Below are 20,703 nucleotides of genomic sequence, written 5' to 3' on the forward strand. Positions count from 1 at the left end.
AACACATCATGGTTTACAAATGGTATCATGCGGCCTGCTTGCGCGGCTTGACGAGACCACGATTGACGAGCAGCTCGGCGATCTGGATGGCGTTCAACGCAGCGCCCTTGCGCAGATTATCGGAGACCACCCAGATGTTGAGGCCGTTTTCGACCGTCGCATCCTCGCGGATGCGCGAAATGTAGGTCGCATCCTCGCCGGCGGATTCATAAGGCGTGATGTAGCCGCCATCCTCGCGCTTGTCGATGACGAGGCAGCCCGGTGCATCGCGCAGGATGTCGCGGGCCTGGTCGGCGGTGATCTCGTTTTCGAATTCGATGTTGACCGATTCCGAATGACCGATGAAAACCGGCACGCGCACCGCGGTGCAGGTCACCTTGATCTTCGGGTCGAGCATCTTCTTCGTCTCGGCCAGCACTTTCCACTCTTCCTTGGTGTAGCCGTCCTCCATGAAGACGTCGATGTGCGGGATGACATTGAAGGCAATACGCTTGGTGAACTTCTTGTTCTCGATCGGATCGGCGACGAAGACGGCGCGCGTCTGGTTGAAGAGCTCGTCCATGCCGTCCTTGCCGGCGCCGGAGACCGACTGGTAGGTCGAGATGACGACGCGCTTGATCTTGGCAAAGTCGTGCAGCGGCTTCAACGCCACCACCAACTGGGCGGTCGAGCAATTCGGATTGGCGATGATGTTGCGCTTGGTGAACTGGCTGATGGCATCCGGGTTCACTTCCGGCACGATCAGCGGCACGTCGGCGTCGTAGCGCCAGGCCGAGGAATTGTCGATGACGATGCAGCCCTGCTGGCCGATCTTCGGCGAGAACTTCTTGGAGACCTCGCCGCCGGCCGACATCAGGCAGATGTCTGTATCGGAGAAATCGTAATTCTCCAGATTGGAGACCTTCAGCGTCCGGTCACCGAAGGAAACCTCGGTGCCCTGCGAACGCGAGGAGGCGAGTGCCACGACCTCATCGGCGGGGAAGCCTCGCTCGGAGAGGATATTGAGCATCTCCCGGCCAACATTTCCGGTCGCTCCCGCAACTGCTACTTTGAAACCCATTTCTCAAGCTCTCTTTCTCTTCTCTCCTCTTGTCCGGTGAAGGGAAAGGCGCGATTAATCGCGTCTTCCTGTCCCCAGCCGAGCCGGGGAGAGAGCGGCAGGCCAGAGACGTCAGACGGTTTTCGTCGTCGTTTTGGCCTTGGTTTTGGAAGAAACCGGAACGGCAATGTCCACCCCGGCAACTCGTGCCCGGTCACTGCGATCAGCAATGGCGTGTTCGTCGCGAACCATGGTGGAGATTCCTTTTCCGCTGTTGCTCTTAGAAGGTTTCCCACAGGAGTCAAGGTTTTTGCGCACAGAGCCGGCAGGCGAAGCCGCGGAAATGCGGCGATGTTTTGTCATGCCGCTGTCATCCTCGGCAGGTATCCCGGCGCGGTTGTTAATGTCTGCAACGAAAACGGGGGTTTTCCATGCGTATGCTTCTTGCCGCCTTTGCGGCCACCACCATCCTTGCGGGCGCCGCTCAGGCGACGACGGTCTATCCGCTTGATCGCGCGACGATCCTTGCCGGTTCGCCGTTCGATTTCAAGGTCGAGCTCAACAAGCAGGTCAAGCCCGAAGACGTGAAGATCACGGTCAACGGTCAGGATTACAAGGCGGTTCTCGGCGGTGAGGCGCAGTTTATCGAGCTGGAAAAAGGCAAGGATGACAAGACTCTCGGTTCCGCTCTTCTGCTGCGCGGCCTGAAGATTTCGGTTCCGGGCGACTACAAGGTCGAAGTCGCGGCCGGCGACGAAACGAAGTCCGTCACCTGGAACGTTTACGAAACCGCGGCCCAGCCGAAGGCCAAGAACATCATCTTCCTGCTCGGCGATGGGCTTTCCGTTGCGCATCGCACCGCTGCCCGCGTCATGTCCAAGGGCATGACCGAAGGTAAGGCGAATGGCCGTCTGAACATGGACGATCTCGATCGCATGGCTTTCATCGGCACGTCGGCGACGAATGCCGTTGCCACGGACTCGGCCAACACCATGTCGGCCTTCATGACCGGCCACAAGACGGCCGTCAACGCGATCGGCGTTTACGCTGATCGTACGCCGTCCTCGCTCGATGATCCGCGCGTCGAAACTTTCGGCGAAGCCGTTCGCCGCACAACGAAAAAGTCTATCGGCATCGTTGCGACGTCCGAAGTCGAAGACGCTACGCCGGCTGCCGTCGTGGCCCACACCCGCAACCGCGGCGACAAGGCCGACGTCGTCGGCATGCTGCTGGACGTCAAGCCGGAAGTCCTGCTTGGCGGCGGCTCGGCCTATTTCCTCGGCAAAGAAATTCCCGGTTCCAAGCGCAAGGACAATCAAGATTACATCAAGCTTTTCCAGGATGCCGGCTACAAGCTAGCGACCGACAAGAACGAGCTCGCAGCCAATGCATCGGCTGAAGGCAATCTCCTTGGCCTGTTCCACACCGGCAATATGGACGTCACGCTTGATCGCGAGTTCCTGAAGAAGGGCACGGTCGACAAGTTCCCGAACCAGCCGGGTCTCGTCGACATGACCAAGGCCGCGCTGGACCGTCTGTCCAAGAATCCCGATGGTTTCTTCCTGATGGTCGAAGGCTCCTCGATCGACAAGATGTCCCATCCGCTCGATTGGGATCGCGCCGTCGTTGACACCATCGAATTCGACCAGGCGATCGGCGTCGCCCGCGACTTCCAGAAGGCGCATCCGGATACGCTGATCGTCGTCACCGGCGACCACACGCATGGCGTATCGATCATCGGCACCGTCGATGACGAAAAGCCAGGCACGGAAATGCGCGAAAAGGTCGGGACCTATGCCGAAGCCGGCTTCCCGAACTACAAGGACGAAAACGGCGACGGCTATCCCGATAAGATCGACGTCAGCCGCCGCCTGTTCCTGAGCGCCAACAACGGCCCCGATCACTACGAGACCTTCCGTCCGAAGCTCGACGGCCCCTTCGTTCCGGCCGTCCAGAACGAGAAGAAGGAATACGTCGCCAACGAGCAGTATAAGGATGTTCCAGGCGCAGTCTTCGTTCAGGGCAATCTTCCCAAGAGCAGCGAGAGCGGCGTCCATGCAGTCGACGATGTGGTTCTGCAGTCGGCTGGTCCGGGCGCTGAAGGCTTCCACGGCTACCTGGAACAGAGCGACGTCTATCGCGTGCTCGCCGATACCTTCGCTCTCGGCGCCAAGCAGACCAACTGATCCAGCTTGGCCGCTTGCCGGCCTTGCCTCTTTCATCGATCATGGTCCCGGCCGTTCAGCGGCCGGGATTTACTTCTGGAGGTCACCATGGAAACAGTTTCTTCGTTGCATCTCAGCCGCCGTCGGCTGATCGGCGCTGCCATGGTGCTTCCCTTCACCGCTTCCCTCGTTCGCGCTGCCGAGTCTTCGCTTGCCTTCGGTGAGCTCTACGGCAAGTTCGGCGTGCTCGGCCTCGAATTCTCCGACAAGGTGAAGCGCCTTGCCGGCAAAGGAATCAGCATGAAAGGTTTCATGGCGCCGCCATTGAAGGCCGAGGCCCAGTTCTTCGTGCTCACCGAGGTGCCGATGTCGCTCTGCCCCTTCTGCTCCTCGGATGCGGACTGGCCGGACAATATCGTCGTCGTCTATCTCGGCGAGAAGCAGACCTTCGTGCAGCCGCGCCAGACGATCGAAGTGCGCGGTACGCTTGAATACGGTTCGTGGACGGATCCGGACACAGGCTTCGTCAGCCTGCTGCGGATCCGCCGGGCCGAATATTCCGCCGTCTGAACCGATATGCTCGCTCTCGATATCGAAAACCTGACCGTTGCCTTCCCGGGCCTGTCCTCGCCGGCACTGGCGATCGGCCGCCTGTCGATCGATGCCGGCAGCAGGGTCGCAATTACAGGCGCGTCCGGCTCCGGCAAGAGCACCTTCGTCAATATCGTTGCCGGGCTGGAGCGGACACGGCAAGGCCGCATCCGCTGGAACGGCGAGGATATCGCGAGTTTTTCAGAAAGCCGGCGCGATCGGTTCCGTGCCGCCAATATCGGCCTGGTCATGCAGGAGTTTCATCTCTTCCCCGGCCTGTCGGCGCTGGAAAACGTGCTGCTGCCTGCGCGGCTTGCCGGCGCCGCCGCGGCTGATGTCATCGAGCGGGCGCATGCGCTTTTGAGCACGGTCGGTCTTTCCCGCCCCGACCAGAAGATCGAAACCATGTCGCGCGGCGAGATGCAGCGTGTGGCGATCGGCCGGGCGCTGCTGCGCAAGCCCGGCGTCATCATCGCCGACGAGCCGACCGCAAGCCTCGATGCCGAAAGCGGCGAGGCGGTCGGCGATCTCATCCTCGATCTGGCCATTGCCGAAGGCAGCACGCTCATCGTCGTTTCACACGACCAGCGCTTGGCCAGCCGCCTCGACCGGCGCATCACCTTCGGATCCGGCCGGATCAGCGAAGATTCCGCGGCAACGGCGGGAGAAGCTGCATGATCCGCTTCATCCTTTCCGATCTTCGTCGCCTCTGGGCGGGATCGCTGGTGGTCGTGCTGCTGGTGGCGCTTGCGACCGCGCTTGGCGTTTCTGTCGTCCTGCAGGAGCGGGCGCTTCGTCTCGGCAGCGCACGCGCTGCCGACAAGTTCGATCTTGTCATCGGGGCCGGCGGCAGCGAGACGCAGCTCGTGCTGTCCTCCGTCTTCCTGCAGCCCTCGCCTTTGCCGCTGATGCCGGGCGAAGTGCTGGGCAAACTTGCTGCGGATCCACGGGTCGATTGGGCAGCTCCGATCGGCTTCGGCGATTCCTTCTCCGGCTATCCGATCGTCGGCACGACGACCATGCTGGCGCAGAACCTGTCCGGCAGCTTGGCCGAAGGCAAGATTTTTGCGCGCGAGGGCGAAGCCGTGATCGGCGCTGCCGTCAAGCTGTCGCTCGGCGGCGAGATCAAGCCTATGCACGGGTCGCTGGAAGAGGGCGGAGAGACCCATACCCAGCTCGTCTATCATATCGCCGGCCGTTTGCGGCCGACCGGCACCGCCTGGGACCGGGCGATCCTCGTTCCGATCCAGGCCGTCTGGCACATCCATGGCATGGAGGCGGAGGAACATGCGGGGGACGGCGAGCACGAGCACGAAGCGGCGTCGGGCACGGATAGCGCTGAACATGGTCATGAGCATGAGAAAGCCGGCGCTGATCACGATGGGCATGAGCATCACGGAGAAGCCGATCCGGATGCCGCGCTTGATGAGAGCTGGACTGCGGGCGCTCCCGGCCTTCCCGCCATTCTGGTCAAGCCGAAGACGATTGCCGATGCCTACAAGCTGCGGCAGGATTATCGCAGCGGCAATACCGTTGCCGTCTTTCCCGGCGAGGTGCTGACCAATCTCTACGCCACGCTCGGCGACGCCAAACAGATCCTCGTCGCGGTCGCCTCCGGCGCGCAAGCTCTCGTCGCAGCCTCCCTGGTGCTGGTCACGGTCATCCATGTCGGCCAGCGCCGCCGCCAGATCGGCGCACTCAGGGCCTTCGGCGCCCCGCGCGGCGCGATTTTCGGCATCGTCTGGCTGGAATTCTTTTTCCTGGTGGCGGTCGGCATCGCACTCGGATTCGCGCTCGGTTATGCCGCTGCCCTCATCTTGTCCGGCATGTTCTCTGAGACGAGCGGGATCACCATGCCGGTCGGTTTCGCCCGTGAAGATGCCGCGCTTGCAGCGGTGCTGCTTGCCTTTGCCACAATTCTTGCCGCGCTGCCGGCAGTGCTCGCCTACCGGCAATCGCCGGCGCAGGCGCTAAGAGCATAACGGATCCACATCACAAACCGCCCGTGAAACCTTCTTCCAAACTTCCGGCAGCTCTATCGTCACGGGCGGCGGAGAGCTTGATGTGCATGACAAAGCGTGGCGCCATTAGACTAAAGTCATAATCCGAAAGCCTCTCTCTTTTTGATCTGTCGTTTCTGGCACACTCCCGTCAGGCGTGTCGCGGCCAGGGGTATGCTTTGAGGAGAAGCAGGCCGCGCGCGTTGATCATCACTTTGTGGAGGACAGACAATGGCAAATGTCGCAAGCATCGACGGCGCGAAGGCCGGTCCGATGACCGGCGAGGAGAAGAAGGTCATCTTCGCCTCTTCGCTGGGCACCGTTTTCGAATGGTACGATTTCTATCTCTATGGTTCGCTCGCCACCTATATCGGTGCGACCTATTTCACCCAATATCCCGAGGCAACACGTAACATCTTCACGCTGCTCGCCTTTGCCGCCGGCTTCCTGGTCCGCCCCTTCGGCGCGCTGGTGTTCGGCCGTCTCGGCGATCTCGTCGGTCGTAAATACACCTTCCTGGTGACGATCATGATCATGGGTCTGTCGACCTTCCTCGTCGGCATCCTGCCGGGTGCCGCCACAATCGGTATCGCGGCCCCGATCATCCTGATCGCGCTTCGCCTGCTCCAGGGTCTGGCGCTGGGCGGTGAATATGGCGGTGCAGCAACCTATGTCGCAGAACATGCGCCGAACGGACGCCGCGGCTACTTCACATCATGGATCCAGACGACGGCGACGCTCGGCCTGTTCCTGTCGCTGATCGTCATCGTCTTTGTTCAATATTTGATGGGTGCGGCTGAGTTCGCCGCCTGGGGCTGGCGCATTCCGTTCCTGCTCTCGTTCGTCCTGCTCGGCATTTCCGTCTGGATCCGCCTGAAGATGAACGAATCGCCGGCTTTCCAGCGGATGAAGGCCGAAGGCAAGGGCTCCAAGGCGCCGCTGACCGAGGCCTTCGGGACATGGAAAAATGCGAAGATCGCGATCATCGCGTTGCTTGGCGCCACCATGGGCCAGGCGGTCGTCTGGTACGGCGGCCAGTTCTATGCACTGTTCTTCCTGCAGAACGTGCTGAAGGTGGACCTGTTCTCGGCCAATGTCATGGTCGCCATCTCACTTCTCCTCGGCACGCCGTTCTTCGTCATCTTCGGCGGCCTCTCCGACAAGATCGGCCGCAAGCCGATCATCATGGCTGGCCTTCTCATTGCGGCGCTGACCTATAATCCGCTGTTTAAGGCGATGACCTGGACGGCGAACCCGGGGCTTGCCGAAGCTCAGGCTTCGATTCGGGCAACGGTGACGGCTGATCCGGCGGACTGCAGGTTCCAGTTCAACCCGACCGGCACGGCAAAGTTCACCAGCTCTTGCGACGTGGCAACTGCGTTCCTCACGAGGAACTCGGTGCCCTACGACGTCGTGCCCGGAACCGCCGGACAGCCGGCAACGGTGAAGGTTGGGAATGCGACGATCCCAAGCTTCGACGTCGTCGCTGCCGGCGACAAGGCGAAGGGCATGACCGCCGCCTTCGAAAAAAGCGTGAACATCGCGCTTCAAGACGCTGGCTATCCGCTGAAGCGCGGTGTCGCCAAGGTGCCGGATTCCAAGCTCGATGCCTTCATCGCTGCCAATCCTGAACTGGCGCTCAACGCCGATACCGTACGCGCCGGCGAGAAGGAAACCATGCCGGCAGCCAAGTTGGTCGAAGGCAAGCTGCTGACGGCGGATGAGACCAATGGCGTCACCGACATGGCGGTCTACAATATCGCCAATGGCGGCACTTTCGCCATGACCGCCGATCCCGCCCGCGTCAACTGGATCGGGACGATCGCCGTGCTGTTCGTCCTCGTCCTCTATGTGACGATGGTCTACGGCCCGATCGCCGCCCTGCTGGTCGAGCTTTTCCCGACCCGCATCCGCTATACCGGCATGTCGCTGCCCTATCACATCGGCAACGGCTGGTTCGGCGGCCTGCTGCCGGCAACGGCCTTCGCGATGAGCGCTGCCGCGGGCGATATCTACTACGGTCTCTGGTATCCGATCGTCTTTGCTGCAATCACGCTGGTGATCGGCCTGATCTTCCTGCCGGAAACGAAGAACAGGGATATCCACGCCATGGATTGAGCGGTGGATTGAGGCCAATCCTTGCTTGAGAAAAAAGACCCGGCGCTCACAAGGCGCCGGGCTTTTCAATGTCTGGAAATAGGCGCTTCGAAAGCGGCCATCCATCCGGCGCCAGTTTGAAGAGCAAACCGCAACGGGCAAAGACGATCGCTGCCAGCAGCGAGAACCAGCCGCCGAAGGCAAGGCCGGCGATGACATCGCTCGGATAATGGGCGCCGACCATGACACGCGTCATGCCGAGCCAGATGGCGCAGGCGATGAAGGCAACGCGATAGCGCGGAAACAGCAGCGCGAAGGCGGCGAAGAAGGCGCCGACCGTGGTGGCATGGCCGGACGGGAAGCTTTCGAAAGCGGAATGGCCCGAAAAGGGCGCGAAGGAAAACATGCCGTAGTCGTGGAAATGATCGGGACGCGCCCTGCCGATCGCACGCTTCAGTAGATTGGCGAGAAGTCCTGAGAAGACGACGGTGGCGAAGAGATAGGCGCCGATCCAGCTGACATAAAGCGCCTGCGCCTTGGAGCGCGCCGTCTTCAAAAGCTTGTAACCGGCCCTGCCCTGAAAGAACAGCAGGATGCTGGTGTAGATCAGCCAGGCGGAATCGCCGAAACCGGTCAGCAACTCGCCGAGGTGTTTCACCGGCGCGGGAGCTTCGCTGGCACCGATCGGCGCGTCGAAGAGCAGCATCGAAAGGATCACTGCATTGATCGTGACGAAGAGACAGGCCTGCCAGCGCAAAGGCGGCATGCCGACGTCGCTCCGGCGCCAGCGCCTGTCCAGGGAAGCCCAAAATGCCCGCATTTCGTCGTCCGTTCGAATTGGCCTAGAGCGCCGCGCGTCCAACAGGACAGGCTAAGGACGCTCGATTATTTGAATTGACGCATGATCCTTCGTCGAAGATTGCTCCGACTTCGGGTTACGCGCTGATTGAAATCCGGCGCAAAAATACACGAGATTGTGGCCGAGAATAGTCCGTTTCGGATAATTCGACCAAGCGGGACGCGCTTCACCGCCCGCAAAGAAAAGGCCCTCCGCATGCGCGATGCGAAGGGTTGGATACTGTTTCACGTGAAATATCAGGCGGAAAGCGTCTTGAACTCGGCGAGGATCGCATCGCCCATTTCGACGGTGCCGACCTGCCTTGCGCCATCGGCCATGATGTCGCCGGTGCGGACGCCCTTGTCGAGCACGTTGGCTATCGCCTTTTCCAGATCGTCGGCTTCCTTCACCAGATTGAAGGAGTAACGCAGGCACATGGCGAAGGAGGCGATCATGGCGATCGGATTGGCGATGCCCTTGCCGGCGATGTCAGGGGCCGAGCCGTGCACAGGTTCGTAGAGCGCCTTGCGCTTGCCGGTCTTGCCGTCGGGCGCGCCGAGCGAGGCCGACGGCAGCATGCCGAGCGAGCCGGTCAGCATGGCGGCGACATCGGAGAGCATATCGCCGAAGAGATTGTCGGTGACGATCACGTCGAACTGCTTGGGCTGGCGCACCAGCTGCATGCCGCCGGCATCGGCCAGCATGTGTTCGAGCTGAACGTCGGAATATTTCGCCTTGTGCGTCTCGGTTACCACCTGGTTCCAGAGCACGCCCGACTTCATGACGTTGCGCTTTTCCATGGAGCAGACGCGATTCTGCCGCGTGCGAGCCATTTCGAAGGCGACTCCGGCGATGCGCTCGATCTCGTAGGTATCGTAAACCTGCGTGTCGATGCCGCGCTTCTGGCCGTTGCCGAGGTCGATGAGTTCTTTCGGCTCGCCGAAATAGACGCCGCCCGTCAACTCGCGGATGATCAGGATATCGAGGCCTTCGACCAGCTCCGGCTTCAGCGACGAGGCCGCAGCAAGGGCCGGATAGCAAATGGCGGGGCGCAGGTTTGCGAAGAGCTGCAGATCCTTGCGCAGGCGCAGCAGGCCGGCTTCCGGGCGCACTTCGTAAGGCACGCTATCCCATTTCGGGCCGCCGACGGCGCCGAACAGAACGGCATCGGCGGCAAGCGCCTTCTGCATGTCGGCTTCCGAGATGGCCGCGCCATGCGCATCATAGGCGCAGCCGCCGACAAGGCCTTCGTCGGTGACGAAACCGGCATTCATCGCCTCGTTCATATAGGCGATGATCTTGCGGACCTCGCCCATGGCCTCGGGACCGATGCCGTCACCCGGCAGCAGGAAAAGATTGCGCGCTGTCATGAAACCCTCCTGGGAAAAACAAGTTGCGGTTTCTTAGACCCCGGAAATGGGCATTTCAAGCGACAGAAGCGGTGAATCGGTACGCTTCGCTCCGAGCCGCGGCAGTTGCTCCTGCGTCCACAAACGAATTAGAACGGTGACCCTATCTTTATTCTGGATGGTTCCCATGCCTTTCGCGCCTCTCCACCTCGACACGCCCTTGCTCCAGACGGCACCTGGCTACAGCGCCAGCGGCAAACCGCTCTGGCTGAAGCTCGATGCGCTGCAGCCTTCCGGCAGCTTCAAGCTGCGCGGCGTTGGCCGGCTTTGCCAGCACGAGGTGGAAAATGGGGCGCGCGAAATCTTCTGCGCTTCCGGCGGCAATGCCGGTATTGCCGCCGCTTATGCCGGCCGAGCGCTTGGTGTGCCGGTCACAATCGTCGTGCCGGAGACGACGGCGGCCGACGTACGCCGGACGATTGCCGCAACGGGCGCGAATGTCCTCGTTCATGGTTCGGTTTTCGATGAGGCCAATGCCCATGCAATTGAACTCGCCCGGAGCCGCAAGGCAACCTATGTGCACCCCTTCGACCATCCGCTTCTGTGGGATGGCCATGCCACGCTGATCGACGAGGTGGTGGCGAAAGGGGCAAAATTCGATTGCGTCGTCACCAGCGTCGGCGGCGGCGGGCTGCTTGCCGGTATCGTCGAGGGGTTGAAGCGCAACGGGCTTTCCGATGTGCCTGTTATCGCCGTCGAAACGGAAGGAGCGGCCTCGCTCCATGCCAGCCTCAAGGCGAATGAGCGTATCACCCTTCCCGCCATTACCTCGATTGCCAATTCGCTCGGGGCGCGGCAGGTGGCGCGGCATGTCTTCGACCTGCCGCAGCAGCATCCGATCGAAAGTGTTGTCGTCAGCGACGCCGATGCCGTTGCCGCCTGCCTGAAATTTGCCGATGCGCAGCGCATTCTGGTCGAGCCGGCTTGCGGTGCGGCCCTTGCGGTTGCCGATGTGCACGCCGGGCTGCTTCAGCGCTTCGATAATCCGCTTATCGAAGTCTGCGGCGGCATCGGCGTGTCGCTCGAAAAACTCAGGGCCTGGACAGAAAAGTTTCTTTGACCCACACCAAAGAAAAAGCCGGGCGTAAGCCCGGCTTGATCGGTAACCGATTGGGAGGGCTCAGGCTGCCCAGGGGTGCGAAGCGGCGTTCTTCTTTTCGAAGCTGTCGATCGCCTTGCCCTTTTCCAGGGTCAGGCCGATATCGTCGAGGCCGTTCAGCAGGCAGTGACGCTTGAACTCGTCGAGATCGAACTTGATCAAGCCACCATCAGGGCCGGTGATCTCGAGATTTTCGAGGTCGACGGTCAGGATGGCGTTGGAGCCGCGCGAGGCGTCGTCCATCAGCTTGTCGAGGTCTTCCTGGCTGACCTTGATCGGCAGGATGCCGTTCTTGAAACAGTTGTTGTAGAAAATATCGGCAAAGCTGGTCGAAATAACGCAGCGGATGCCGAAATCCAGAAGCGCCCAGGGCGCGTGCTCGCGCGAGGAGCCGCAGCCGAAATTGTCGCCGGCAACCAGGATCTTGGCATCGCGATAGGCCGGCTTGTTCAGCACGAAATCCGGGTTTTCTGAGCCGTCTTCGTTATAACGAGCTTCCGCGAAGAGGCCGGTGCCGAGGCCGGTGCGCTTGATCGTCTTCAGATAATCCTTCGGAATGATCATGTCGGTGTCGACGTTGACAACCGGCAGAGGCGCTGCAACGCCCGTGAGCTTCACGAATTTATCCATGACCCATGCTCCATTTCAGCAAATCTACTTCCTGAATTTGCATCTAGTCCAGTTTTTCGCCGAAATGAAGGAGAATCTTTCACGGATGGCGGCCACGCGACGTTTCGCGCGGTCCGCCGATTGCGGCTGTCCCTTATTTGGACGGTGCGTTCAACGCCCAGAGGACGCCGAACGGATCACGAAGCTGGCCATAGCGGTCGCCCCAGAACATCAGTTCGACCGGCATGACGACTTCGGCGCCGGCAGCAACCGCGCGATCCCACCAGAAATCGATATCGTCGATGATCAGCTGAATGGCGAAGCCTTCATGGCCTTTGAAGGGATCGCCGTATTCGGGATAGACGTCCGACAGCATGAGGGAGCTGCCGTTGATGTAGAGATGCACATGCATCGTTCTGCCGCTCTCGTCGACCGGCACGAGATATGCCTCTTCGGCGCCGAAAGCCTTCTTGTAGAATTCCGCAGCTTTCACCGCGCCGTCGACCGTCAGATAGGGCAGCAGGCCGTTCTTGACCGGTGGCATCTTGGTCGGGTTGCTCTCTGTCGTCGTATCCATGCTTGTCCTCCATTCGTTTTTGAGCGCCGGCTGAATGCCTGGCTGCTTCAAGGACGTAGCATGGAAGCGTGATCCGACAGGGTCGGCCGAAATTTTTCAGCGAACCAAATTTTCAGCGAAAAGGTGATCAGAGATCGATGATCGTGCCGCGGCCGTCGTTCCACACGCGCATCTCGCGCTTACCATTGTTTGCCTTGGCGCGGACCGGAGCGGGCTTCATCTTCATCGAAAGCGCGCGTCCGACCATGAGCACGGTCAGGATGCCGCCGACGGCGAGCGTCACCGAGAAGGTGAGAAGCAGCATGGCCACGAAAACGGTGGCGCCGGCAAGCATGAGGAAGATGGAGCGAATGTTCTGCATGGTTAGAGACCTTTCTTCGGAAAGGAATGTGGTCCTTCTCCTTCCTCTCTGCAAGGCAAGCATGGCTTTTTGTTGTTCTGCTCGATGTCTGGGGGCGGGCTGCTTGCTTCGGCTTTCAAAGCTTGGCACTAATTCGGCATGAGCCGAAACCCCGCGACCCGCTCCATCCGCCTGCGCCGTTCGGTGCTGAGCGTGCCTGCCATCAATCCCCGCGCCCTCGAAAAAACCCATGCGGTCGATTGCGATGCGGTGATCTTCGATCTTGAGGATTCCGTGGCGCCGGAAAAGAAGGCGGAAGCGCGGGAAAATCTGAGGAATTTCTTTTCGGCTCGGCCGCTCCAAGGCAAGGAGCGGATTATCCGCATCAACAGTCTGTCCACTGATTTCGGCCTGGTGGACATGGAGCTGGTGACGGCGCTTGGTCCCGATGCCGTGCTGCTGCCGAAGGTCGACGAACCGCAGGATGTCATGGCGCTCAGTGACCTTCTCTCCGAGGCCGATGCACCTGATGATCTGCGCATCTGGGCGATGATCGAGACACCGCGCGGCATCCTGAATGCGGCTGTTATCGCCGAAGCCGGGCGTACGCCAGGCTCCCGGCTCGATTGTCTCGTCGTCGGGCTGAACGACCTGCGCAAGGAAACCGGCGTGCTGCCGCAGCCGGGGCGGAGCTATCTCGTGCCGTGGCTGATGCAGGTCGTCCTTGCGGTCAGCGCCTATGGGCTCGATGCGATCGACAGCGTCTTCAACGATTTCAGGGACGAACAGGGTTTCGATGCCGAATGTCTGCAAGGTCGGGCCATGGGCTTTGCCGGCAAGATGCTGATCCATCCGGCGCAGATCGAGCCTGCCAACCGGCATTTCGGCCCGGATCCGGCAGCGATTGCGGAAGCGGAGGCGATCATATCAGCCTTTGCCGACCCCGCTTCCGATGGGCTCAACGTCATCAATGCAGGCGGGCGGATGGTCGAGCGGCTGCATCTTGTCCAGGCGGAAAGTCTGGTCCATAAAGCGCGCCTGATCGCAGCCCGCCAGGCTGCAGCACGAAAGACGATGTGATGAAACTCTACCGCTTCCTGACCGGTCCCGACGATGCTTCCTTCTGCCACAAGGTCACCGCCGCCCTCAACAAGGGCTGGTCGCTGGAGGGCTCGCCGACCTATGCCTTCAATGCCGCAACCGGTGCGATGCAGTGCGGCCAGGCCGTCGTCAAGCATGTCGAAGGCAAGGATTACGATCCCGAGATGAAACTCTCCGAGCAGTGAGGTTCAGCGCATAACCCCGAAAATTGTAATCGATTTTCGGAAAGGATTATGCGTGATTGAAAGTGATAGAGCGTCCTTAGCGCGTCCTTTGGACGCGTGGCGCTCTAGCGCTCGGCGGCTTCCTCGGCGCTTGCCTCGATCCGCTCCATGTCATCGTCGCTCAGCCCGAAATGGTGGCCGATCTCGTGGATCAGGACGTGGGTGATGATATCGCCGAGCGTCTCGTCGTTCTCAGCCCAGTAGTCGAGAATGGGACGGCGGTAGAGGCGGATGCGGTTCGGCATCTCGCCGGTTTCCACCGTGAAACGTTCGGAAATGCCCCTGCCCTCGAAAAGGCCGAGCAGATCGAAAGGGGTTTCCAGCGCCATGTCCTCGAAAACGTCGTCATCGGGGAAATCCTCAATCTCGATCGTGAGGTTGGTCGTCAGCTGGCGGAATTCATCCGGCAGATGACTATAGGCCTCCATCGCCAGCGACTCGAAGGCGCTGATCGTCGGCGCATGGCGATCCCGCCAATCATCGCTCTGGTCTATGCGGGCCATGAATATTCCTTCCTTTGCGGGCCCATATAGAACCTTTATCGCCGATTTTCGAGTGCGGAATCAAAGGCAGGAATATTTTCATAGAAAATGGCCGTTGACTCTTCATTAGCTCTCTGGAATCTATAAGAACATAACAGGAACAAGACGGATCGGAGAACGCCATGGCGCAGCACGCCCTGGCGCGCGAGCGGCTTTTTGCGCTCCGCGAAACCATCGCCAGACTGGAGGGACGGCCCGCGCCGGCGCTTGCCGCAGCGGAACGGGAAGCCCTGGCGGAAGGACGTAAGGCCCGCCAGGAGCGCACGCTGCCGCCCCTGCCGTTTGGGGTGGAGTTTCTCGACGGGGCGCTTGAAGGGGGCCTGCCGCTCGATGCGATCACCGAATTCCGTTCCGCTCTGTCTCGCGATGCCGGTGCTGCAAGCGGGCTGGCGATGGCTGTTGCCGCGCGGCTGCAAAAACAGGAAGCGGATGCCGGCCGCCTTCTGCCGTTGCTCTGGATCGGCGATGCCGTCGGCACGCTGGAGGCAGGCCGTCCCTATGCCCCCGGGCTTCGGGATTTCGGGCTGAGCCCGGAGCGGTTTCTCCATGCGGCGCCGCGCAAGCTGGACGAGGCGCTCTGGCTGGCGGAGATGGCGGTGGAAAGCGCTGCCTTCTCGGCCATCATCTTCGAAGTGCGGGGCAATCCTGCCCATTTCGGCCTGACCGAAAGCCGCCGGCTTAGTCTCAGGGCGCATGCTGCCCGCCGTCCGCTCTTTCTTGTCCGTCAGGCCGGGGCGGAGGAGGCAAGCAGTGCGGCCTTGCGTCTGCATGTCGAACCGGCCCCGTCCGCTCTGCGGCCGTTGCCGGATGGATCGAAACTTTCCGGCAGCATCGGCAATCCAATTTTCCGTCTGACGCTGGAGAAGAGCCGCAATCCGGCCCCGCTGTCCTTTCTTCTGGAGTGGAATCCCCATGAACGCGAATTTCTCCCTGTCGCCGAACCAAACCTCGTTCGTCCTCCAGCCGAACAGTCAGCGCATTCTGGCGCTCAGCTTCCCGCATCTGCCAACGGACCGCATCGCCCGCAGGCGATGGGGGCTCTCCTGGCGTTCGAAAGGGCGTCCTGAGACGCCGCCTATCGTCTGTTCCGGCAAGCTCAACAATGCCATGCGGTTGACGGCACTGGACGAGTTGGCCGAGAGGCTGGGGCTGAAGAAGGAGTTGGGCGTTGCCGAAGCGCGCGCCATGTACCCGCTGCTCGAGGTCGCGGAAGAGGATCCGGCAGCCGACCGCCGGTTGCTGGAGGCAATTGCCGACTGGTGCGACCGTTATACGCCGCTGGTGGCGTTCGACGGCAAGGACGGCCTGTTTCTCGACATTAGCGGCTGCGCCCATCTTTTCGGCGGTGAAAAGGCGCTTCTCAAGGATGTGCTGTCGCGGCTTTTTCATATGGGGTTCGATGCCCGCGGCGCGATCTCATCGTCTCCTGGTCTTTCCTGGGCCGCGTCCCGCTTCGGGCAAAGCGGCGTGATCGAGGACGAAGAGACGGAACATGTGCTGATGTCCTTGCCGGTTGCAGCCTTGCGGCTGGAAGGACAAACCGTCGATGCCCTGAAGAAGCTCGGTCTGAAATATATCGGCGACGTCATCGACGCACCGCGAGCGCCGCTGACCCGCCGGTTCGGCCCGGAGCTGCTTCTGCGTCTCGACCAGGCGCTGGGACGTGAAGAGGAGCCGGTCTCGCCCCGGCGTCCTGTTGCCAGCCTCTCGGCCGAAAGCCGGCTGATCGAGCCCATCGGGACGGAAGAGCAGATCCTTGCCGTCACCAGACAGGTCGCCTTATCGCTGCAGCCGTCGCTGGAGGCGCGGGGGGCTGGCGGGCGGGTGTTCGAACTGGTCCTGTTCCGCGTCGACGGCAGGGTCTTTCGTATCTCCGTCGGCGCTTCGCAGCCGCTTCGCGAACCAAAGTTCATCGCCGGACTTTTTTCCGAGCGATTGCAGGCGGTCTATGACGATCTCGATGCCGGCTATGGCTTCGAAATCCTGCGGTTGAATGTGTTGCGGCACGATCCCTTCAACGAGGCGCAGGGTGATTTCGAGGGCGACCGGCAGGGAGAGATCTCGCTTTCGGCCTTCGTCGACCGGGTCTCGGCCCGACTTGGTGCGGATTGCCTGCAAAGCTTCCAGCTCCGCGAGAGCCATGTTCCGGAACGCGCTGTCATCGCGGTTCCTGTGATGGAGAGCCTTCCCAGGCGGAAGGCAGCGCAGGACATCCAGCTTCCTTTCCGCGAAGAGCGCCCGCTGCGGCTCTTTGCAACGCCGGAGCCGGTCGAGACCATACTTGCCGAAGTGCCCGATGGTCCGCCGCAGATCTTCCGCTGGCGGCGGATGCAGCATCAGGTGGCAAGAAGCGAAGGGCCGGAACGGATTGCCATGGAGTGGTGGATCGATGGGGATGATACCGAGGCGCGTGACTATTTCCGCATCGAGGATGAGACCGGACATCGCTTCTGGATCTATCGGCGGGGCTTTTATGGTCAGGAGCTTGATCCTCGCTGGTTCATGCATGGCGTGTTCGCATGACAACCACGCGCGCATTCTTCGAGATCGGCACAAGGACGAATTTCTCGTTTCTTGAAGGCGCCTCCGGCCCGGAAGAGATGGTCGTACAGGCCGCTTATCTGAAGCTCGGCGGCCTCGGCATAGCGGACCGGAATTCGGTTGCTGGCGTGGTGCGGGCACATGCGCAGGCGGAGCAGCTTGAGGAGAGATACAAGAACAAGGATGCGATTTTAGCCGAGGCGAAGAAGCAAGGAAAAACGGAGGTCATCCTCGATCCTATCCGGGTTCAGCCGGGCGCCCGTCTCGTCTTTTCCGACGGAACGCCTGATATCCTTGCCTATCCGCAAAACCGGCGAGGCTGGGCAAACCTCTGCCGCCTTCTCAGCGCCGGCAATCTGAAGGAGGAAGCGGTCAAGGGAAGCTGCATTCTGACGGAAGCAGAGTTATTGGAATGGGGAGACGAGATGATGCTTGCCTTCGTTCCCGATCGCACCCTTGTCGATCATCAGACGGGTCAGTCGTCGCTGGAAGATTATCTGGAACGGTTTCGCAGACGCTTCCGCAAGGCTTTTTTTATGGCGCTGGCGCCAGCCTATGACGGCCGCGACAGGCAGGTCTTTGCGGTGCTTGCCATGCTTGCTGCCCAAAACCGTGTGCCGCTGATTGCCACCAACCAGCCGCTTTACCATCATCCCGAACGCCGGCCGCTTTCGGATGTCGTGATCGCGATCCGGGAGCACGTGCAGATAGCGCAAGCCGGATTCCTGCTGGCGCCGAATGCCGAGCGCTACCTCAAGGATTCACGTGAAATGGTCCGGATCTTCCGGGACTATCCTGGTGCGGTCGAGAACACGCGGGTTTTTTTCGACAGGCTGAGCTTTTCGCTGAAGGAACTGGAGCACAATTACCCGCCTGAAAACGATCCCGGCGAAACACCGCAGGAAACTCTCGAAAGGCTGACGAGAGCAGGAGCGACAAAACGTTATCCTGATGGCATTCCAGAGAAAGTTGCAAAGCAGATCGATTACGAACTGAAGCTTATCGGTGATAAGAATTACGCCTCCTATTTCCTAACGGTTCACAGGATCATCCAGCACGCCCGCTATACACTTAAGGTCTTGTGTCAGGGCCGCGGATCGGCGGCAAACTCGGTCATCTGCTATTGCCTGGAGATAACGGAAGTCGATCCCGAAAAGAGCACACTGCTCTTCGATCGTTTCATTTCCATGGACCGCGACGAACCGCCGGATATCGATGTCGATTTCGAGCATGACCGACGTGAAGAGGTCATCCAGTTTATTTACAAAAACTACAAAAGAGAACATGCGGGACTGACGGCGGGGGTGACCACCTACCGCACCCGTTCGGCCGGCCGCGAGGTCGCCAAGGCCTTCGGGCTTTCGGAGGATGTCCAGTCGGCGATCAGCAGCCTCGTTTGGGGCTGGTCGGAGGATAATCTCTCCGAGCGGGATGCCAAGGCGGCGGGTCTCGACATCAAGGATCCGGTGACGCGGAACGTGCTGAAATATGCCTCCGAGCTTCTCGGCTTCCCGCGCCACCTCACCCAGCATGTCGGCGGCTTCGTCATCACGCGGGACAGGCTCGACGAGGTGGTGCCGATCATGAAGACGGCGATGCCGGATCGCTACATGATCGAGTGGGACAAGGACGACCTCGACAACGTCAAGATCCTCAAGGTGGATGTGCTGGCGCTCGGCATGCTGACCTGCCTGCGAAAGGCCTTTTCGCTGCTTGAATTGCATTACGACGTGAAGAAGACGCTCGCAGACCTCGGCAACAAGGAGCATGGGAACGAAGGCGAGCCGGTCTACAACATGATGGGCCGGGCCGATACGCTCGGGGTCTTCCAGATCGAAAGCCGGGCGCAGATGAGCATGCTGCCGCGTCTCAAGCCGAGGCGCTTCTACGATCTCGTCATCGAGGTGGCGATCGTGCGGCCAGGGCCGATCCAGGGCGACATGGTGCATCCTTACCTGAAACGCCGGGAGCAGCGGGCCAAAAACATCCCGATCGAATATCCGAGCAAGGAACTGGAAGTAGTCCTTGAAAGAACCCTAGGCGTGCCGCTGTTTCAGGAACAGGCCATGCAGATCGCCATCACTGCGGCAGGATTCAAGCCGGCGGAAGCCGACAAACTTCGCAGAGCGATGGCGACATTCAAGAGAACGGGTACGATCGGCAACTTCGAAAAGCGGTTCATCGAAGGAATGGCCTCAAAGGGTTATGCCCAGGAATTCGCACAGCAGTGTTTCAACCAGATCAAGGGATTCGGCGAATACGGTTTTCCGGAAAGCCATGCCGCCTCCTTCGCGCTGCTCGTCTATGCGTCCTCATGGCTCAAGGCCTATTATCCCGACGTCTTCTGCGCGGCGATGCTGAACTCCCAGCCGATGGGCTTTTATGCGCCGGCGCAGCTGGTCCGGGATGCACGCGAGCACGGGGTAAGAATCCTGCCGGTCGATATCAATGAATCGAACTGGGATTGCGGTCTTGAAGAGGCCGCTTTCGATCGGAATGCTATCGATTTTCGGCATCATGAGATGCGCGAAATCATCAAGACCCGGCATGCGGTGCGGCTCGGCTTCCGGCAGATCAAGGGTCTCTCGACAGACGATATGGAACGGCTCGTCAGCCATCGAGGCGAAGGCTACAGCTCGGTACGCGATCTCTGGCTACGGTCCGGTCTGCAGAAATCGGTCATCGAGCGACTGGCGGATGCCGATGCGTTCCAATCTCTCAAACTGTCACGACGCGACGCGCTCTGGGCGGTGCGGGCGCTGGATGTGAGGAGTGCTGCCGAGGAGTTGCCGCTTTTCGAGCAGGTCCGTCATATCGACCTCCAGGCCGAGCCTGTAGCGAAGCTGCCGGAAATGCTGCCCGGAGAGCAGGTCATCGAGGACTATCGTTATCTCTCTTTGTCGCTGAAGGCGCACCCCGTCTCCTTCCTGCGTGAGGAGTTATGCAAGGCCGGAGTGACGCGCAATGTCGATCTGTTGAAGGTCGCGAACGGAAAGAGGGTGACGATCGCGGGCCTCGTGCTGGTGCGCCAGCGGCCGGGTTCGGCCAAAGGCGTGATCTTTATGACGCTGGAAGACGAAACGGGCGTCGCCAATGCGATCGTCTGGTCGAAAATGTTCGACAAATACCGCTCGGTCGTGATGGGCGCCCGACTGGTGAAAATCCGCGGCAGGCTGCAAAGCCAAAGCGGGGTGATCCATACCGTCGTCGAGCATATCGAGGACATGACGCCGGCGCTCGGTATCCTGCAACGCGAGGCCCGGCGTTTCGGCGTCTGCGAGCGGGCAGACGAGGTGCTGAGGCCGGGTGCCGATCAGCGGCAGAAAAAGCTTGCGAATGTGCAGGAGAGGGCCGAGCTGGAAAAGCGGATGGTTGCCACAGGCCGCCATGCTGGCGCGGCGGAAACCGCTGAGGTGATGCCGCGCGGACGCAACTTTCATTAAAAATGCATCGCACCGATCAAGACCATGCGACGCGCCGTCATTGCCTTATGGCGTCATCCTCCTGAAACCGCAGCATAATCCCGGACGA

General features: G+C 60.7%; 19 protein-coding genes. 11 read left to right on the forward strand and 8 right to left on the reverse strand.

The window, feature by feature from the left end; all coding sequences use genetic code 11:
* Window positions 1–25 precede the first annotated feature (25 nt).
* Window positions 26–1,060: an aspartate-semialdehyde dehydrogenase gene (locus V8P77_RS27605; RefSeq protein ID WP_105007754.1), complete on the reverse strand. Its 1,035-nt coding sequence runs from the start codon at window positions 1,058–1,060 to the stop codon at window positions 26–28.
* Window positions 1,061–1,171: 111 nt separating this feature from the next.
* Window positions 1,172–1,402 carry a hypothetical protein gene (locus tag V8P77_RS27610; protein ID WP_335915237.1) on the reverse strand — a complete coding sequence of 77 codons (231 nt, stop codon included), beginning with the start codon at window positions 1,400–1,402 and terminating at the stop codon, window positions 1,172–1,174.
* A gap of 68 nt (window positions 1,403–1,470) precedes the next feature.
* Here V8P77_RS27610 and V8P77_RS27615 point away from each other — a divergent pair, with 68 nt between their 5' ends.
* From V8P77_RS27615 to V8P77_RS27635, 5 genes are all read left to right on the forward strand, one after another.
* Window positions 1,471–3,225 carry an alkaline phosphatase gene (locus tag V8P77_RS27615; RefSeq protein ID WP_335915239.1) on the forward strand — a complete coding sequence of 585 codons (1,755 nt, stop codon included), beginning with the start codon at window positions 1,471–1,473 and terminating at the stop codon, window positions 3,223–3,225.
* An 87-nt stretch (window positions 3,226–3,312) separates the two neighbouring features.
* Window positions 3,313–3,774: a hypothetical protein gene (locus V8P77_RS27620; protein WP_335915240.1), complete on the forward strand. Its 462-nt coding sequence runs from the start codon at window positions 3,313–3,315 to the stop codon at window positions 3,772–3,774.
* A gap of 6 nt (window positions 3,775–3,780) precedes the next feature.
* Window positions 3,781–4,473: an ABC transporter ATP-binding protein gene (locus tag V8P77_RS27625; protein WP_335915241.1), complete on the forward strand. Its 693-nt coding sequence runs from the start codon at window positions 3,781–3,783 to the stop codon at window positions 4,471–4,473.
* Window positions 4,470–5,777: an ABC transporter permease gene (locus V8P77_RS27630; RefSeq protein WP_335915243.1), complete on the forward strand. Its 1,308-nt coding sequence runs from the start codon at window positions 4,470–4,472 to the stop codon at window positions 5,775–5,777. The genes V8P77_RS27625 and V8P77_RS27630 overlap by 4 nt, the downstream gene beginning before the upstream one ends.
* Window positions 5,778–6,026: 249 nt before the next feature.
* A complete protein-coding gene (locus V8P77_RS27635; RefSeq protein WP_222324681.1) occupies window positions 6,027–7,913 on the forward strand; it encodes an MFS transporter in 1,887 nt (628 codons plus the stop codon).
* A gap of 46 nt (window positions 7,914–7,959) precedes the next feature.
* Here V8P77_RS27635 and lpxE read toward each other — a convergent pair whose 3' ends face one another.
* Together lpxE and leuB are read right to left on the reverse strand one after the other, a co-directional pair.
* Window positions 7,960–8,712: a lipid A 1-phosphatase LpxE gene (gene lpxE / locus V8P77_RS27640; protein ID WP_222324678.1), complete on the reverse strand. Its 753-nt coding sequence runs from the start codon at window positions 8,710–8,712 to the stop codon at window positions 7,960–7,962.
* A 275-nt stretch (window positions 8,713–8,987) separates the two neighbouring features.
* Window positions 8,988–10,100 carry a 3-isopropylmalate dehydrogenase gene (leuB, locus tag V8P77_RS27645; RefSeq protein ID WP_335915245.1) on the reverse strand — a complete coding sequence of 371 codons (1,113 nt, stop codon included), beginning with the start codon at window positions 10,098–10,100 and terminating at the stop codon, window positions 8,988–8,990.
* A gap of 166 nt (window positions 10,101–10,266) precedes the next feature.
* Between leuB and V8P77_RS27650 the strand changes: the two genes are divergently transcribed.
* Window positions 10,267–11,199: a pyridoxal-phosphate dependent enzyme gene (locus V8P77_RS27650; RefSeq protein ID WP_335915246.1), complete on the forward strand. Its 933-nt coding sequence runs from the start codon at window positions 10,267–10,269 to the stop codon at window positions 11,197–11,199.
* A 60-nt stretch (window positions 11,200–11,259) separates the two neighbouring features.
* Here V8P77_RS27650 and leuD read toward each other — a convergent pair whose 3' ends face one another.
* The 3 genes from leuD to V8P77_RS27665 all read right to left on the reverse strand — a co-directional run bounded on the left by leuD (window position 11,260) and on the right by V8P77_RS27665 (window position 12,785).
* Window positions 11,260–11,868: a 3-isopropylmalate dehydratase small subunit gene (gene leuD / locus V8P77_RS27655; protein WP_003543984.1), complete on the reverse strand. Its 609-nt coding sequence runs from the start codon at window positions 11,866–11,868 to the stop codon at window positions 11,260–11,262.
* 133 nt (window positions 11,869–12,001) lie between these two features.
* Window positions 12,002–12,424, reverse strand: a complete 423-nt coding sequence (locus V8P77_RS27660) for a VOC family protein (RefSeq protein ID WP_335915248.1) — start codon at window positions 12,422–12,424, stop codon at window positions 12,002–12,004.
* A gap of 127 nt (window positions 12,425–12,551) precedes the next feature.
* On the reverse strand, window positions 12,552–12,785 hold the full coding sequence (locus tag V8P77_RS27665) for a hypothetical protein (RefSeq protein WP_335915249.1): 234 nt from the start codon (window positions 12,783–12,785) through the stop codon (window positions 12,552–12,554).
* Window positions 12,786–12,923: 138 nt separating this feature from the next.
* Here V8P77_RS27665 and V8P77_RS27670 point away from each other — a divergent pair, with 138 nt between their 5' ends.
* Both V8P77_RS27670 and V8P77_RS27675 read left to right on the forward strand, forming a co-directional pair.
* Window positions 12,924–13,844: an HpcH/HpaI aldolase/citrate lyase family protein gene (locus V8P77_RS27670; protein WP_335915250.1), complete on the forward strand. Its 921-nt coding sequence runs from the start codon at window positions 12,924–12,926 to the stop codon at window positions 13,842–13,844.
* Complete coding sequence (locus V8P77_RS27675; protein ID WP_017962591.1) at window positions 13,844–14,050, forward strand: DUF1737 domain-containing protein; 207 nt, start codon at window positions 13,844–13,846, stop codon at window positions 14,048–14,050. Before V8P77_RS27670 ends, V8P77_RS27675 begins: the two co-directional genes overlap by 1 nt.
* 104 nt (window positions 14,051–14,154) lie before the next feature.
* On the opposite strand, the gene V8P77_RS27680 is transcribed toward V8P77_RS27675, so the two are convergent.
* The gene (locus V8P77_RS27680; RefSeq protein WP_003543974.1) at window positions 14,155–14,592 is read right to left on the reverse strand and encodes a metallopeptidase family protein; all 438 of its coding nucleotides are present in this window, start codon (window positions 14,590–14,592) and stop codon (window positions 14,155–14,157) included.
* A 161-nt stretch (window positions 14,593–14,753) separates the two neighbouring features.
* On the opposite strand from V8P77_RS27680, the gene V8P77_RS27685 reads away from it, so the two are divergent.
* The 3 genes from V8P77_RS27685 to V8P77_RS27695 are packed head-to-tail and all read left to right on the forward strand — an operon-like array spanning window position 14,754 to window position 20,615.
* A complete protein-coding gene (locus tag V8P77_RS27685) occupies window positions 14,754–15,698 on the forward strand; it encodes an ImuA family protein (RefSeq protein WP_335915251.1) in 945 nt (314 codons plus the stop codon).
* 10 nt (window positions 15,699–15,708) lie between these two features.
* Window positions 15,709–17,154 (forward strand): Y-family DNA polymerase, encoded by a 1,446-nt coding sequence (locus tag V8P77_RS27690; RefSeq protein ID WP_335915299.1) that lies wholly within the window; start codon window positions 15,709–15,711, stop codon window positions 17,152–17,154.
* A complete protein-coding gene (locus tag V8P77_RS27695) occupies window positions 17,151–20,615 on the forward strand; it encodes an error-prone DNA polymerase (protein ID WP_335915252.1) in 3,465 nt (1,154 codons plus the stop codon). Before V8P77_RS27690 ends, V8P77_RS27695 begins: the two co-directional genes overlap by 4 nt.
* Window positions 20,616–20,703: the final 88 nt, after the last annotated feature.

Origin of the sequence: Rhizobium aouanii (genome assembly GCF_037002925.1) — a bacterium.
Taxonomy (GTDB): Bacteria; Pseudomonadota; Alphaproteobacteria; order Rhizobiales; family Rhizobiaceae; genus Rhizobium; species Rhizobium aouanii.

Excerpts from the sequence above, each read along its gene's own strand:
- V8P77_RS27605 (WP_105007754.1), bottom strand. The coding sequence starts at position 1,060 with ATGGGTTTCAAAGTAGCAGTTGCGGGAGCGACCGGAAATGTTGGCCGG.
- V8P77_RS27610 (WP_335915237.1), bottom strand. The coding sequence starts at position 1,402 with ATGACAAAACATCGCCGCATTTCCGCGGCTTCGCCTGCCGGCTCTGTG.
- V8P77_RS27615 (WP_335915239.1), top strand. The coding sequence starts at position 1,471 with ATGCGTATGCTTCTTGCCGCCTTTGCGGCCACCACCATCCTTGCGGGC.
- V8P77_RS27620 (WP_335915240.1), top strand. The coding sequence starts at position 3,313 with ATGGAAACAGTTTCTTCGTTGCATCTCAGCCGCCGTCGGCTGATCGGC.
- V8P77_RS27625 (WP_335915241.1), top strand. The coding sequence starts at position 3,781 with ATGCTCGCTCTCGATATCGAAAACCTGACCGTTGCCTTCCCGGGCCTG.
- V8P77_RS27630 (WP_335915243.1), top strand. The coding sequence starts at position 4,470 with ATGATCCGCTTCATCCTTTCCGATCTTCGTCGCCTCTGGGCGGGATCG.
- V8P77_RS27635 (WP_222324681.1), top strand. The coding sequence starts at position 6,027 with ATGGCAAATGTCGCAAGCATCGACGGCGCGAAGGCCGGTCCGATGACC.
- lpxE (WP_222324678.1), bottom strand. The coding sequence starts at position 8,712 with ATGCGGGCATTTTGGGCTTCCCTGGACAGGCGCTGGCGCCGGAGCGAC.
- leuB (WP_335915245.1), bottom strand. The coding sequence starts at position 10,100 with ATGACAGCGCGCAATCTTTTCCTGCTGCCGGGTGACGGCATCGGTCCC.
- V8P77_RS27650 (WP_335915246.1), top strand. The coding sequence starts at position 10,267 with ATGCCTTTCGCGCCTCTCCACCTCGACACGCCCTTGCTCCAGACGGCA.
- leuD (WP_003543984.1), bottom strand. The coding sequence starts at position 11,868 with ATGGATAAATTCGTGAAGCTCACGGGCGTTGCAGCGCCTCTGCCGGTT.
- V8P77_RS27660 (WP_335915248.1), bottom strand. The coding sequence starts at position 12,424 with ATGGATACGACGACAGAGAGCAACCCGACCAAGATGCCACCGGTCAAG.
- V8P77_RS27665 (WP_335915249.1), bottom strand. The coding sequence starts at position 12,785 with ATGCAGAACATTCGCTCCATCTTCCTCATGCTTGCCGGCGCCACCGTT.
- V8P77_RS27670 (WP_335915250.1), top strand. The coding sequence starts at position 12,924 with ATGAGCCGAAACCCCGCGACCCGCTCCATCCGCCTGCGCCGTTCGGTG.
- V8P77_RS27675 (WP_017962591.1), top strand. The coding sequence starts at position 13,844 with ATGAAACTCTACCGCTTCCTGACCGGTCCCGACGATGCTTCCTTCTGC.
- V8P77_RS27680 (WP_003543974.1), bottom strand. The coding sequence starts at position 14,592 with ATGGCCCGCATAGACCAGAGCGATGATTGGCGGGATCGCCATGCGCCG.
- V8P77_RS27685 (WP_335915251.1), top strand. The coding sequence starts at position 14,754 with ATGGCGCAGCACGCCCTGGCGCGCGAGCGGCTTTTTGCGCTCCGCGAA.
- V8P77_RS27695 (WP_335915252.1), top strand. The coding sequence starts at position 17,151 with ATGACAACCACGCGCGCATTCTTCGAGATCGGCACAAGGACGAATTTC.